This window comes from Streptomyces sp. NPDC048349 (genome assembly GCF_040651925.1).
Lineage (GTDB): Bacteria > Actinomycetota > Actinomycetes > Streptomycetales > Streptomycetaceae > Streptomyces.
In genome coordinates this window covers 1-13968 of sequence record NZ_JBEZLA010000103.1, presented here as the reverse complement: position 1 = coordinate 13968, position 13968 = coordinate 1, and the positions used below count along the sequence as shown (strand labels likewise).

The following is a 13968-nucleotide window of genomic DNA, read 5'->3' as shown; positions in this document are numbered from 1 at the left end:
GACTACCCGTCCAACGCCTGGGTCAAGGGCGCAGGGCAGCCGGGCGCCTTCACGGTGACCCCGCCGGCCGGTGACCAGCACTGGCTCGAGTGGTCGCTCGACGGCACCACCTGGACCAAGGTGGAGACCGGCGGCACCGGCGGCGTCAAGACGCTGTCGATCGCACCGCCGAAGGACGGCACCCACACCCTGCAGGTCCGCTCGGTCGACAAGGCGGACAACAAGTCCGACGCGGCCGCGTACACCTTCCACGCGGGTCCGGGCGGCTTCGTCCAGCCGTCCGCCAACGAGCGCACCGCCCGCCGCCTCCCGCTGGTGGCCGAGGCCGACGGCAACAAGTTCAACAACGTGTCGTTCTCCTGGCGCCGCTCCGAGGCCGACGCCTGGACCGCCATCCCTGCCGGTCACGTCACCGCCGGCGGAAACCCGCTCACGTCCTGGCCGGTGGCCATGACCGGCGGGAAGAACCCGCCGCTGGTGTGGAACGCCACGGACACCGTCAACCCCGACGGAACGGTCCAGATCAAGGCCGACTTCAGCGGCCCGAACTCGGCGACCGGCGCCACCGACCCGCTGACCGTGATCGTCGACCGGAACGCGGACGGCGCCGCATCCAGCAACGTCGGCCCCGGTTCGGTCAACCTGCTGACCGGTGACTACACGCTCTCCGGCACCGACGTGTCGGCCTTCGGCCTGTCCGTCACCCGCACGGCGTCGTCCCGCACCCCGGACAAGGGCGCCAAGCAGGAGGGCCAGGTCGCGATCTTCGGCAAGGAGTGGGTCTCCGGTACGACGGCGGCCGCCACCGAGTCGCTCTACGGCAGCCTTCGCAAGCTCTCGGACACGGCCGTCGACGTGATCGACGCCGACGGCGACCCCATCCACTTCACCGCGAACGCGGCGAAGAACGGCTGGATTCCCGAGCCCGGCTCGGAGGACCTGACCCTCACCGGCAGCGTCACCGGCTCGTTCACGCTGTCCGACACCGACGGCTCGGTCACCGAGTTCACCAAGATCGACCCGGCCGTCGGAACCTGGCAGGTCACCTCGACCCTGCTCAACGGTCTCCAGAACACCACGACCACGGTGGTCTCCGAAGCGGTGACCGTCGGGAGCACCAAGCTGGTCCGCCCCAAGCGGGTCATCGCCCCGACCCCGGCCGTCAGTGCCGCCGCGTGCACCGCCGACGCGTCGACGAAGGGCTGCCGCGTCCTGGACTTCGTGTACGCGAACTCCACCACCGCCACCGCCCTGGCCTTCGGCGACTACGCCAACCAGGTCAAGGAGATCCGGCTGTGGTCCACGGAGCCCGGAGCGGGCTCCGCCACGTCCAAGACGGTGCAGGCGTACACCTACGACAGCGACGGCAAACTGCGGCAGACGTGGAACCCGCTGATCACGCCCTCGCTGAAGACCGAGTACGGCTACGACTCGGCGGGACGCGTCACCGGCCTCACCACGGCCGGGGAGCTCCCCTGGACGTTGGCCTACGGCCAGGCGGGCAATGCCGCCACCGCCGGTGAGGGCATGCTGCTCAAGGCCTCGCGCTCGGGGATCAAGCAGGGAACGTCCGACGTCCTGGAGGGCACCGCGTCCACCTCGGTCGTCTACGACGTCCCGCTGACCGGCGCCAAGGCGCCGTACGCCCTCGGGGCGGCGGACGTGAAGGCGTGGGGCCAGACCGAGGCACCCACGGATGCCGCGGCGGTCTTCCCCGCGGATGCGGTGCCGGCGGGCCACTCCGGTGACTCGCTGACCTCTTCCTCCTACGGGCGCGCCGAGGTCACCTACCTGGGTGTCTCCGGGCGCGAGGTCAACTCCGCCACCCCCGGCGGGCACATCTCCACCGCCGAGCACGACCGCTTCGGCAACGCCGTGCGGGAACTGTCCGCGGCCAACCGGGCCGTCGCGCTCGGCATCTCGGCCGCCGACCGCGCCGTCCAGGCGGATCTGGGCATCACGTCGCTGTCCTCGGCCGAGCGCGCGAACCTGCTCGCCACGACCTCGGTCTACAACGAGAACGGCACGCGGGAGCTGGAGGAGTTCGGTCCGCTGCGGCGCATCGACCTCACCGCCGACCTGAAGTCCGGTGCGACCACCCTGGTCACGGCGGGCACCTCGGTCACCGCCCGCGCCTGGAGCGTGAACGAGTACGACGCGGGCCGTCCCACCGACGGCACCGCGAAGGTCAGGGACCAGATCACCAAGGTCACCTCGGGCGCCCAGGTGCGCGAGTACCCGGCGGTCCAGGGTGAGAACCGCGTGACCCAGACGGTGTACGACTGGGTCAAGGGCCTGCCCACCCAGACGGTCAAGGACCCGGGCGGCCTCGCCATCACCGAGACCACCGAGTACGACGACCAGGGGCGCGTGGTCAAGCAGCTCCTGCCCGGATCCAACGGGAGCGATGCCGGAACCCGCGTCACCGCGTACTGGTCCGCGACGGGCACCGGCGCCTGCCAGGGCCGTCCCGAGTGGGCCGACCTCATCTGCTCCACGGGGCCCGGCGGGGTCATCACGGGCGGCGGCTCCAACCCGGCCGAGTTGCCCAAGACCACCACCGAGTACGACTGGTGGGGCAATCCCGCCAAGGTCACCTCTGCCGCGAACGGCGTCAGCCGCACCGTCACCACCAGCTACGACGGCGCCGGCCGATCCACCACCGTGGCCGTGACCGGCGGTGTCGGGGAGCCCGTTCCGGACACCACCAGCGAGTACGACCCCGCCAGCGGGCGGCCCGTCAAGACGGTCTCGCCGACCGGCGGCACGATCACGAGGGCGTACGACAAGCTCGGACGCCAGACCTCGTACACGGACGCCGACGGCGGCACCACGACCAGCGAGTTCGACATCCTGGACCGCAAGGTCAAGGTCAGCGACAGCACGCCCTCGACGGTCACGTACACCTACGACCACGCCATCGAGCCCCGCGGCATGGCGACGAAGACCAGCGACTCCGTCGCCGGTGTCTTCCAGGCCACCTACGACGCCGACGGTTCGGTCACCAGCGAGAAGCTGCCCGGCGGTTACACCCTCAAGGTCACCGAGGACACCACCGGCGCCACGGTCAACCGCACGTACACCCGCGACAGTGACGGCACGGTCGTCGTGTCCGACAGCACGACCGAGTCCATCCACGGCCAGGTCAGCGCGCACGCGGGCTGGTCGGGGCAGCGCTACGGCTACGACGCCGTCGGTCGCCTGACGTCCGTCGACGAAACGGCCGACACGGTCTGCACCAAGCGGAGCTACGCGCTCGACAAGCGCACCAACCGCACGTCCCTGACGGCGGCGGTCGGCACCCCCGGCGCGGACTGCCCCACCACCGGAGGAACGGCCACCAGCCACACCTACGACAGCGCCGACCGCATCACCGACAGCGGCTACACCTACGACGCCTTCGGCCGCACCTCGGCACTGCCCGGCTCCACCATCGGCTACTACGCGAACGACCTGGTGCACCAGCAGGTCGCGGGCAGCAACCGCCAGACCTGGCAGCTCGACGCCAACCACCGCTTCCGGTCCTGGAAGACCGAGAGCTACAGCGGATCGGCCTGGACCCAGACCGGCGTCAAGACCAACCACTACGACAGCGACGGCGACAACCCGCGCTGGATCACGGAGGACCTGGGCTCCGGCGCGCTGACCCGCAACGTCGACTCGGCTTCGGGAGACCTGGCCGCCACGACGAGCACGACGGGCGACGTCGTCCTCCAGCTCACCAACATCCACGGCGACGTGGCGCTCCAGCTTCCGCTGGATGTCTCGAAGCCGCCGGTGGCCCTGGACAACGACGAGTTCGGCAACCCGCGCGCCGGCCAGGCGGCCACCCGCTACAACTGGCTGGGTGCCAAGCAGCGCTCGAGCGAGACGCTGACCGGCGTCATGCTGATGGGTGTCCGCCTCTACAACCCGGCGACCGGGCGCTTCCTGAGCACCGACCCCGTGTACGGCGGCGGCGACAACGCCTACGCCTACCCCGGGGACCCCGTCAACCAGTACGACCTCGACGGCAGGTGGTGGAGCCCGAAGAAGTGGTGGAACCAGCAGCGCCAGCGGCACGCGAGCGTCGACATGCTCCACTCCGCGGTCATGTTCGGCCTCGGTGTCGCGTCCTTCCGGTACGCGGGCCCCGTCCTCAAGGCCTCGCTCAGGCTGCGGTGGCGGCACGTGCGCAACCCCGTGCGTACGTTCAAGTACGTCAGGCGCTCCTGCAGCTCGGGCGGCTTCCGCAACTGCGCCCTCACCGGGTACGTGGTGAAGAGCACGAAGAGGACCTTGTGGCACGGTCGCAACCTGTACCGGCACACCAGCCGGTTCATCGGGAACGGCAAGGCGTACTTCGTCAACTCCACGACGCCGTACACCTACCGCAAGACCGCCTACCGGAAGTGGCGCGGTAGGTTCTGATGCGACGGGAAGAGGGTGCGACATGACGAAGAGCCGACGGAACAGGGCCCTGGTACAGGTGTGGGTCATCTGGGCCATCGCCGCGTCCCTGACGCTGGACAGCGTGACGGACCTCAGCCCGGTGGAGTTGTTCTACAAGGGGCTGTTCGTCGTCATCACCGTGTCGGCGGTCAGTGAGAGCTGGAGCTGGATCAAGCACCGGCGAACGAAGGCCGACCTTCCGACCGACGCATAACCGCCTGGCACGAAGCACGACGGCCGGTGCCGCGCAGCTCATCGCTGCGCGGCACCGGCTTTTCGCGTGGATCGTCCGCTGCGGTGCACGTGGATCTGTACGGCGGGCGGGTACCCCTCGAACGGATCCCCGGACGGGCCAGGCGATTACCCGGGGGCGGATTGCCGCGTTGCCCCGGCATGACCACGGTTGAGACTTCCACGCCACGGACGGGACGCCGACGGCGGCAGGTGCTGTCCGGTTACGAAGAATCGGTTCAGCAGGGGCCGGGGTCCGGGCCGCGGCAGCGGTTTCCCGACCCGCCGATCTACAGTGCGCTGGTCGCCCGCTGGACCGAGGACGGCCGGACGGTGCCGGGACGGCGCGATCCGGAGTGGTCCCGGATCGCCTCCTCCCCGATCTGGCCGAACGGCCCGCTCTTCGGGGGCTGACCCGCGAGCGGGGCGCGCGGACCCGGCCCGGTCCCGCGCCCACGGCGCCGGCAGCCCGGCAGCCCCGCAGCCCGGCAGCCGCCGGGCGGAAACCGCACGCGGACGACCTGCGCGACTAGCGCGTCTCCGGCCCCGCCAGGTGGCGGGCGATGACCATGCGCTGGATCTGGTTGGTGCCCTCGACGATCTGGAGCACCTTCGCCTCCCGCATCAGCCGCTCGACCGGGAAGTCCGCGGTGTAGCCGTAGCCGCCGAGGATCTGGACCGCGTCCGTGGTGACCGCCATCGCCGCGTCCGTGCAGAACAGCTTGGCCATCGCCGCCTGGCGGGAGAACGGCTTGCCCGCGTCCCGCAGCCGCGCCGCCGCGAGGTAGAGCGCGCGACCCGCTTCGATCTTGGTGGCCATGTCGGCCAGCATGAAGCGCAGCCCCTGGAAGTCCGCGATCGGGTGCCCGAACTGCTTGCGGTCCAGCGCGTACGCCAGGGCCTCGTCCAGCGCCGCCTGCGCGACGCCGATGGCGCAGGCCGCGATGCCGAGGCGCCCGGCGTCGAGCGCGGCCAGGGCGATGCCGAAGCCCTGGCCCTCTTCGCCGATGCGGCGCGCGTCGGAAACCCGCACCCCGTCGAAGTGCAGCTGGGCGGTGGGCGAGCCCTTCATGCCCATCTTCTTCTCGGGCACGGCCGCGGTCAGGCCCTCGGCGTCGCCGGGGACCAGGAAGGCGGTGATGCCCTTGGGCCCCTCGACGCCGGTGCGCGCCAGGACCGTGTAGAAGTCGGCGACCCCGCCGTGGGTGATCCACGCCTTGGTGCCGGTGATGATCCAGTCGTCGCCGTCGCGCACCGCCTTGGTGGTCAACGAGGCGGCGTCGGAGCCGGCGGCCGGCTCGGAGAGGCAGTACGCGCCGAGCAGCCCGCCGCCGAGCATGTCGGGCAGGTGGGCGGCCTGCTGCTCCTTGGTGCCGTAGCCGGCCAGGCCGTGGCAGGCCAGGGAGTGCACGCTGACGCCGAGGCCGACGGTCAGGCGGGCCGCGGCCAGCTCCTCCAGGACCTGGAGGTAGACCTCGTAGGGCTGCTCGCCGCCGCCGAACTCTCCGGCGTAGGGGAGGCCCAGGAGCCCCGCGTCGGAGAGCAGGGTGAAGACCTCGCGGGGGAACCGCCCGGCGTCCTCCTCCTCGGCGGCCTTGGGGCGGACCTCGCGCTGCGCGATCTCACGTACGAGGGCGAGGAGGTCCCGGGACTCCTCGGTGGGCAGCTGACGGTCCACCGTCTGCGGGGCGCGGTCTGTCATGGCGGCGCTCTCCTCCCTGGTCGGGCACGGCGGCGACGCGTGAGGTGTGGGACGCGCCGCCGGATCTCGGTGCTCTCACAGCCGATGCTGCCCTTCCGGATCACGGAAGGGGCTGTTCAGCGGCTGCGGCGGGTTGAGTATGCCCGATCAGGGGCTTCCCGTCACCGGCGCAAGATCATCCCGTGATCCGGGGGCCTCCCCGGTTGTGGGCGGAGCGGGGCACTCCGGGACGAACTCCTCGATGACCTCCAACGTCGTACGCAGCTGGCGCACCAGGAGGGCCCCGAGCCGGGTCCGGTCGGGCTGATCGGCCGCGCCCGCGCCGAGGGCGCCGGTCCATTCCAGGGTGATCCCCTCGACCGAGGAGAGCCAGCCCACGAGCGCGAGCCGGGCGATCGGCGGGAGCGTGCGCTGCCCGTAGGCACCCTCGGCGATGGTGGCGACCAGTTCCTCGCGGACGGCGTCGCGGATGGCCAGCACCTCGGCGTCGGAGCCGACGCCGCCGGTGACGATGGTCCGGTAGGCGGCGTGGTGGTGCTCGGCGTAGTACAGGTAGCCGTCGACGGTGCGCCGGACCCGCTCGGCGGCCGGGAGGTCGGGCTCCCCGGCGGCGCGGGCGACGAGCTCGCAGACGGAGTCCTCGACGATGGCGAGGTAGTAGCCGCGCTTGCTCTTGAAGTAGTAGTAGATCAGCCCCTTGGCGACGCCCGCGTGCTTGGCGATGTCGTCCACGGACAGTGCGTCGTACGAGGTGTCGGCGAACAACTTGCGCCCGGTCGCTATGAGTTCGGCCCTGCGGACCTGCGAACGACCCGTCTTGCCGCGCTGTTGACTATTATTCAAATTCGGCCCTAGCCTCGAACTGCCACCGGACGGCTGAAGTATGGCAGCACCCTGACAGCACTTCCCCTGCGCTCGGGACGACGTACGGGAGGCACCATCATGAGCAAGGGCTTCGGCAAGGACACCGGCACGGTCATGGACCCGGGGAAGGTTCGCCGTTCGTCTTCATGACCCGGGTCACGGCCGAGCAGGCGCTCGTCACCTCCGATGTGATCGTCACCGACGGGCTGGGGCTGGAATCCTCGTGATCCCGCGGACGGAGCCGCCGCGCGCGGGGGCGCGGCGCGGCCGCGGACGGGGGGCAGCGGACGGGCGCGGTCCGCGGGTCAGCCGGCCGTGACGCGGATCTTCGACTGGCCGTGGCCGAGCCGCTCCCAGTCGTCCATGAAGCGGGCCTTGAGGCCGTGCCGCGCGGCGAGGTCCACGAGGGTCTCGGTGCGGTAGTAGAAGTCCTCCCGCAGGACCTGGTGCTCGGTGCCCTCGGTGCGGTCGAAGGTGAAGTCGAACCAGCCGCCCGGGGCCAGTACGCGTTCCACGTGTGCCAGGCACTCGTCGATGATCGCGATCGGGGAGTGGGAGAAGACGCTGTGGGCGTGCACCACGTCGAAGTGGCGGTCGGGGAGGAAGTCCAGGGTGAGGTCGCCAGTGAGCGTCAGGTGCGGCAGCTTGTCCTGCAGGCGCTGCCGGGTCAGGGTCTCCTTGGCGGAGATCAGGATGTCGGGCGAGATGTCGATGCCGTAGTAGTGGCCGGGGTCGAGGTGCTCGATGAAGCGCCAGCCGGCCCGCAGGTTGCCGCAGCCGATGTCGAGCATGCGGTGGGCGGGGGTGAGGCCGTGTTCCAGCAGGTAGTCGAACTGCATCTTGCCCAGGGCCAGCCAGCGGTCGTGGCTCTGGCTCCCGACGGCGGCCTCCGGGTTGCGGCCGGTGTCGTGGGCCATGACGGCCCGGTAGTACGACACGTGGTCGGGGTGCTTGTGGCGCAGCCAGGCGTCGCGTGCGGCGCGGCGGACGTACGGAGCGATGCGGGTCGGGTGTCCCAGTGCGTAGCGGACCTTGTGGGAGAGGCTGGTGCGGTCGGCTTGAAGGTTCTTCTTCGTGGCCATGAGGGGTCCCTTGGGGAGGGGGTGGGGGTGCGGACGCCGGTGGTCGTGGGGTCCCGGCCGGGGCGATGGTGAAGGTGACGCCGGTGGCGCAGGTGGCGCCGCCGGTGGCGCCGCCGTGGGTCCTCCCGGTCCGGGCCCGGGTGGACGGAGGAGCGCCGTACGGAGGTGCCCACGCCGGGGCTCGGTGCCAGGAGTCCTTCGCTATCCGGCCGCCGGTACGCCATGTGCACGGCCTTCGGGTCGGGTGCGGGGTGGCCGCCGGGGCCTCGGCCACCTCCCGGGAATAGTGCAGGTGATCCACCGCCGTCAAACGGCCCCGCCGTCCGGGGACGCGAAAACGCCCGCCACGACGAACGTGACGGGCGCGCGGAGTGCGGCGGGAGGGGGAGGTGCGGGGAGGGCTACAGCCAGCCGACCTGGGTGACGAACATGGCCACCACCACGACGAGCGTCCAGCCGAGCACGTGCTCGAGCCAGGAGGATCCGTCGTCCTTGGGACCTCCGGTGCGGACGAGGTTGCGGGCGGGGGCGTCGGCTGCGGCTGCGGCGCTGTGGGCGGTCATGGTGTCCAATGTGCCAGGGTTCGCGGCCTTCGCGGTAGAGACGGGCGTCACTGGTGGCGCACGTCACGCCGCCGGGCCCCGGCCGCCCGGAGGGAGGCGGCCGGGGCCCGGCCGAGGGGAGCCCTATGGCATCCCCGTCACATGCGGGCCTCCCTCTCGCGGCGGGCCATCGCCGCCATCGCGAGGCCGAGGCACAGGGCGAGCGCGCCGGTGATGATGTTGCTGACCACCGTGCGGGTCGTGTCCATCTCACCGGCGATGGCCCACGGGGCGATGATCGTCCATGCACCGAGGGCGACCGCGGTCCACGCCATGGCGTGGGTGCGTTCGTAGGCAGAACCCAGACCGCCCATGCACAGGCAGAACGCCAGGCCGGCGATCAGGTTGTTGATGGCCAGCGGGGTGAGGGTGCTGAACCCGGCGATCCATGGGGAGGCCGCCAGGTACAGGCCGGTGACCAGGGACAATGCCTCCACGGCCTGCGCTGCGGGGGTGCTGGTCACCCGCTCGAAGCGCGTGCGCATTTCGGCGAGGTCGGGGTGGTGCTCGATGCTCGAATGGGTGGTCATGGCGTGCCGCCTCTCCTTGAGAAGCCTTTATGTGCCATTTACCCCATTATGTTCCACCTATCCGGGGCATCGGGTCAAAGGTGGGTTTCCGGGCGTTTTCAGAGCACTCCGACCGCACGCAGGGCCGCGGTCCGGGCCGGGTCCGGCACGGTCGGCGCGTAGAGGTAGCAGACCCCTCCGGGACCGGAGACGACCTTCCCCGACGCGTTGTGGCGCTTGGTGCGCAGCCAGGCGTTCTCGAACTGGCGGCGCTGGTAGACACGCCGTACGGACGGGTTGTCGGGTGCGTGGGGATCGTTGACGACCACGTCCCCGGTGGCCGTGAACCCGGTGACGGTCATCAGGTGGCCCGCGGTGCCGTACCCGGCGCCCGTGAGCTCCTCGGCCAGGAAGGACTGGGAAGTGATGGCCGGGATCCCGGCACGGACCAGGACCTCGAGGTCGGCGAGGGAGGCGAGGCGGGTGACGACGCCCGCGAGCCCGGGGTAGGTGGCGGCGTAGGCGGCGTTGAAGGGCCAGTTGCCGCAGCCCTTGTAGGCGGCGTCGTAGGTGGAGCGGGCCGCGTGGCACACCTGCGGGTCGGAGTACTTCGGGTCGACCCAGGCCGTGGAGGCGGCGGCGGCCCGGTGGCCCCAGAATTCGACGACCATCTGGGAGGAGGTGGGGCTGCACCACGCCTCTCCCCCGTTGTCGTACTCGGGGTAGCGCCCCCTGTGGACCTCCTGGGAGTAGCGCGGGACCTTCAGCTCGTGGGCCTGCCCGGAGGGGGTCGACGCGGGGACGGTGAAGCGGTCCGGGACGTCGGAGACCATCGCTCCGGCGAGCCACACGGTGGGCCCGCGGTCGGCTCCGGGCCTGCGGTACAGGGTCAGGCGCAGCTGCCAGGCGGTGATGCGCGGGCCGCCCGCCGCGGTGTCGACGGCCAGGGTGTCGGTCCAGACGGTGGACCGGCCGTCGGTCTGGCCGTCCACGGAGGTGCGGCGGATGTCACCGTCCCCGGAGGCCCAGCGGCCCATGACGTACCAGGGGGTGAACGTGCCGTCGTGGTAGGTGGCCCGCAGTTCGATGCGGATCCAGGTCCCGGCGGGGGTGCGGGCGTTCCAGGACGCGACGGCCTCCGTGGCGGGGACGGCCGAGCGGTGCACCGGGGAGGTCCAGGTGGCGTACTCCCAGACGCCCTTCTTGCCGGTGTGCGGGTCGGCGTACTCGGTGCGGCCCGCCGGGGTCCTGATCTCCAGGCCCGGGCGGGCGCCGTCGACGGCGGCGGTGCCCTGGTGCGCCCCCGCCAGCCAGTGGCGGTACGAGAACCAGAAACGGTTGTCGACGCTCCGGCCGGAGGCCCGGGGGGAGGACGGGGCGGCCGCTGAGGCAGTGCCGCTGGAGACGGTGGCTGCGGTGGCCGCCGTGGCGACGGCGAGTGCGGCGACGAGTACGGCCCTGCGCGGTGTGGGTGCGGTCATCGCGGGGTTCCCCCAGGGTGGGTCGGTGCTTCGGTAGTTTCACCTTTCCCGGCAGCCGCGGGCCGAAGCCGCGGCTCGTGTCGGCCCTGTCTACGCTGGTCGGGTGGAGCCGCACCTGTCACTCGAACCCCTCGCGCGGGAACTCGCCGCGGTGCCCCCGTCCCTCGGCCCGGTACGGCTCGTCGGGATCGACGGGCACGCGGGGTCCGGGAAGAGCACCTTCGCCGCGCGCCTGGCGGACGCCCTGGGCGGGGCCCCGGTGCTGCACCTGGACGACGTGGCCACCCACGAGGAGCTGTTCGGCTGGCAGGAGCGGCTGCGGACGCAGGTGCTGGAGCCGCTGGCCTCCGGGCGGCCCGCCCGCTGGGCCCCCTACGACTGGGTGGAGCGCCGCTTCGGCCCGGAGCGCGTGCTGGAGCCGGCACCGGTGCTCCTCCTCGAGGGGGTGGGCGCCGGGCGGCGGGCGCTGCGCCCGCACCTGGCGCGGCTGCTGTGGATGGAGACGCCGCGCGAGCAGTCGTGGGGGCGGGGGCGAAACCGGGACGGGCGTGAACTTTCCGATTTCTGGGACGGATGGGAGCGCGCGGAGCTCGCGCACTTCTCGGACGACCCTTCGCGCCCCTTCGCCGACACCTTGGTACGCCAGAGCGGTACGGGATACGAGTGGTCTTCCGGGACGCGTGCGACCCCGCGAACACCTGCTTCCGTCACCGAAGGTAACGGACTCCCCCGGGCCTGAGCCCTCCCGCACGTCCGCTCCGCCGGGGCTCCACCGACCTGCTTGACCTGGGGACCGCCACGGCCTTACGTTCTCAATGCGGGGCTTTCACCGGCCTCCGCGCACACGGAGCCCCCGATCGTTCCCCCGTGATCGGGGGCTTCGTCCTGCCCCCGGCCCTGCCGCACCCTCACCCTCAGTCACCGGGCGCGCGGGGGACACACCCCCTAACCCTGCCCCTCGCACCCTACGTAAGGTGCGAAACCGCAGGTACGATGCAGCCCTGATTTCATCGGCGCAGGGCAACGCGCGCGCTCGAAGCGGGGGTTGCCGCGCACCACGGGGGCAGGCTTGTGGGGGACGTGATGGATTTCGGCACGCCGGGCAGCACGCACGCCCCGGCCGAACTCGCCTGGCTGCGCGGGGTCGACGCCTGCACCATGGGCGCCTACCCGCAGGCCGAGGAGGAGTTCCGGGCGGCCGTGCGGCTCGACCCCACGATGGCCGACGCCTGGCTGGGGCTGCACGCGCTGCGGGTGGACACCACCGACGCGTTATTGCGCATGTACGCCCACCGGGACCGCTTCGGCGAACAGCGCGCCCGGCACCGGCGGACGCTGAACTCCTGGTACTGGCTGGGCTGGTGGGTGCAGCCGGTACTGGAGAGCCGGCGGGACCTGCTGCTGGCCCACGCCTCGCACTGGCTGGACGGCCGCCACGTGCCCGAGCTCGACCAGGCGCTCGCCGCCCTGCCCCCGGTGGACACCGATCCGCAGGTGCGGTTCCTGCACGCCTGCCGGGCCTACCTGGTCAAGGACTGGGAGCAATTGGTCCGGCAGACCGAGCCGCTGGTGGACGATCCGCTGCTGGGCATCGAGGCGGGGCTGTTCGGCGGGATGGCCCGGGTCCGGCTGGAGATGTACGGGCAGGCGGAGCCGATGCTGTCGGCAGCGCTGATGCGATGTCGCAGCGAACAGCCGCAGCGCAAGGAGCTGCGGTACTGGCTGGCCCGGGCGCACGAGGGCACCGGGCGCAGCGCGGCGGCGCTGCCGCTGTACCGGGCGGTGCACCGGGTGGACCCCTCGTTCATGGACACCGCGGCCCGCCTGACGGCCATCGAGGACGGCGACGACACCGACGGCATGGCGGGGATGGCCGGGTACTCCGGGTTCGGCGGCTACGGCGGGCACGGGCCGCCCCCGGCGGGCGGGGACCTCGCGGCGGTGGCGCTGGGCGGGGGCGGGCCCGTCCAGGACATCGCGGCGGACGGGCAGGCGGAGCCCGATCCGCTGGGCGCGGCGACGCCGCCCGCGGGCCGGGTGGAGGGCGTACGGCGCAAGGCGTCCATTCCGCCGCAGGGTGCGCCCGCGGGGCTGCCGGCCGGACCCGCGGACCCGCAGGCGCTCGCCGAGGCGCTGGCGGAGCTGGAGCGGATGGTGGGGCTGGAGCCGGTCAAGCGGCAGGTGAAGGCGCTGTCCGCGCAACTGCACATGGCGCGGCTGCGGGCCGTTCAGGGCCTTCCGGTGCAGCCGCCGAAACGGCACTTCGTCTTCTCCGGGCCCTCCGGTACGGGCAAGACGACGGTGGCCCGGATCCTGGGCCGGGTGTTCTACGCGCTGGGGCTGCTGGGCGGCGACCACCTGGTGGAGGCGCAACGGGCTGATCTGGTGGGCGAGTTCCTCGGCCAGACGGCCGTGAAGGCGAACGAGCTGATCGACTCGGCGATCGGCGGGGTGCTGTTCGTGGACGAGGCGTACTCGCTGTCCAACTCGGGCTACAGCAAAGGCGACGCGTACGGGGACGAGGCCCTCCAGGTGCTGCTGAAGCGGGCCGAGGACAACCGGGACCACCTGGTGGTCATCCTGGCGGGATATCCGGCCGGGATGGACCGGCTGCTGGCCGCCAATCCGGGCCTGTCCTCGCGGTTCACCTCCCGGGTGGACTTCCCCAGCTACCGGCCGCCGGAGCTGACCGCGATCGGCGGGGTGCTGGCGGACGCGAACGGGGACCGCTGGGACGAGGAGGCCCTGGAGGAGCTGCGCAGCATCAGCGGGCACGTGGTGGAGCAGGGCTGGATCGACGAGCTGGGCAACGGGCGGTTCCTGCGGACGCTGTACGAGAAGAGCTGCGCGTACCGGGACCTGCGGCTGGCGGGCTTTCCCGGCGAGCCGTCCCGTGACGACCTGGCGACGCTGCGGCTGCCGGACCTCATGCAGGCCTACGGAGAGGTCCTGTCGGGGCGCGGGCCCCAGGACCGGCCGGAGCCGCCGCCGCTGTAGCCGGCCGGGCGCGGCGCCGCTGCCGGGGGCCGGGCCCCCGGCCCCCCCGCCGCCAACGCCCCCCGGGGG

The 13968-nt window shown here is 72.0% G+C and carries 10 protein-coding genes; 4 read left to right on the top strand and 6 right to left on the bottom strand.

Annotated elements, in window-relative coordinates:
* Both AB0D44_RS32890 and AB0D44_RS32885 read left to right on the top strand, forming a co-directional pair.
* A partial coding sequence (locus AB0D44_RS32890; RefSeq protein ID WP_362598095.1) for an RHS repeat-associated core domain-containing protein occupies positions 1 to 4410 on the top strand: 4410 nt, incomplete at its 5' end.
* A gap of 22 nt (positions 4411 to 4432) precedes the next feature.
* Positions 4433 to 4645 (top strand): hypothetical protein, encoded by a 213-nt coding sequence (locus AB0D44_RS32885; protein ID WP_362598093.1) that lies wholly within the window; start codon positions 4433 to 4435, stop codon positions 4643 to 4645.
* 546 nt (positions 4646 to 5191) lie between these two features.
* Here AB0D44_RS32885 and AB0D44_RS32880 read toward each other — a convergent pair.
* The 6 genes from AB0D44_RS32880 to AB0D44_RS32855 all read right to left on the bottom strand — a co-directional run bounded on the left by AB0D44_RS32880 (position 5192) and on the right by AB0D44_RS32855 (position 10902).
* Positions 5192 to 6364, bottom strand: coding sequence for an acyl-CoA dehydrogenase family protein (locus tag AB0D44_RS32880; RefSeq protein ID WP_362598091.1), 1173 nt, complete (start codon positions 6362 to 6364; stop codon positions 5192 to 5194).
* 147 nt (positions 6365 to 6511) lie between these two features.
* On the bottom strand, positions 6512 to 7207 hold the full coding sequence (locus AB0D44_RS32875; protein WP_362598090.1) for a TetR/AcrR family transcriptional regulator: 696 nt from the start codon (positions 7205 to 7207) through the stop codon (positions 6512 to 6514).
* A 326-nt stretch (positions 7208 to 7533) separates the two neighbouring features.
* A complete protein-coding gene (locus tag AB0D44_RS32870) occupies positions 7534 to 8310 on the bottom strand; it encodes a class I SAM-dependent methyltransferase (RefSeq protein WP_362598087.1) in 777 nt (258 codons plus the stop codon).
* Positions 8311 to 8711: 401 nt separating this feature from the next.
* The gene (locus tag AB0D44_RS32865; protein ID WP_362598084.1) at positions 8712 to 8873 is read right to left on the bottom strand and encodes an SCO1431 family membrane protein; all 162 of its coding nucleotides are present in this window, start codon (positions 8871 to 8873) and stop codon (positions 8712 to 8714) included.
* A gap of 137 nt (positions 8874 to 9010) precedes the next feature.
* On the bottom strand, positions 9011 to 9442 hold the full coding sequence (locus tag AB0D44_RS32860; RefSeq protein WP_362598081.1) for an SPW repeat protein: 432 nt from the start codon (positions 9440 to 9442) through the stop codon (positions 9011 to 9013).
* A 98-nt stretch (positions 9443 to 9540) separates the two neighbouring features.
* Positions 9541 to 10902: a peptidase C39 family protein gene (locus AB0D44_RS32855; RefSeq protein ID WP_362598078.1), complete on the bottom strand. Its 1362-nt coding sequence runs from the start codon at positions 10900 to 10902 to the stop codon at positions 9541 to 9543.
* 103 nt (positions 10903 to 11005) lie between these two features.
* Here AB0D44_RS32855 and AB0D44_RS32850 point away from each other — a divergent pair, with 103 nt between their 5' ends.
* Positions 11006 to 11641, top strand: a complete 636-nt coding sequence (locus AB0D44_RS32850) for a hypothetical protein (RefSeq protein ID WP_362598076.1) — start codon at positions 11006 to 11008, stop codon at positions 11639 to 11641.
* Between the two features lie 344 nt (positions 11642 to 11985).
* The gene (locus AB0D44_RS32845; RefSeq protein ID WP_362598074.1) at positions 11986 to 13899 is read left to right on the top strand and encodes an AAA family ATPase; all 1914 of its coding nucleotides are present in this window, start codon (positions 11986 to 11988) and stop codon (positions 13897 to 13899) included.
* Positions 13900 to 13968 lie beyond the last annotated feature (69 nt).

What these genes read in the sequence shown, in the direction of transcription:
- AB0D44_RS32885 (WP_362598093.1), top strand. Translation starts at nt 4,433, where the DNA reads ATGACGAAGAGCCGACGGAACAGGGCCCTGGTACAGGTGTGGGTCATC.
- AB0D44_RS32880 (WP_362598091.1), bottom strand. Translation starts at nt 6,364, where the DNA reads ATGACAGACCGCGCCCCGCAGACGGTGGACCGTCAGCTGCCCACCGAG.
- AB0D44_RS32870 (WP_362598087.1), bottom strand. Translation starts at nt 8,310, where the DNA reads ATGGCCACGAAGAAGAACCTTCAAGCCGACCGCACCAGCCTCTCCCAC.
- AB0D44_RS32865 (WP_362598084.1), bottom strand. Translation starts at nt 8,873, where the DNA reads ATGACCGCCCACAGCGCCGCAGCCGCAGCCGACGCCCCCGCCCGCAAC.
- AB0D44_RS32860 (WP_362598081.1), bottom strand. Translation starts at nt 9,442, where the DNA reads ATGACCACCCATTCGAGCATCGAGCACCACCCCGACCTCGCCGAAATG.
- AB0D44_RS32855 (WP_362598078.1), bottom strand. Translation starts at nt 10,902, where the DNA reads ATGACCGCACCCACACCGCGCAGGGCCGTACTCGTCGCCGCACTCGCC.
- AB0D44_RS32845 (WP_362598074.1), top strand. Translation starts at nt 11,986, where the DNA reads ATGGATTTCGGCACGCCGGGCAGCACGCACGCCCCGGCCGAACTCGCC.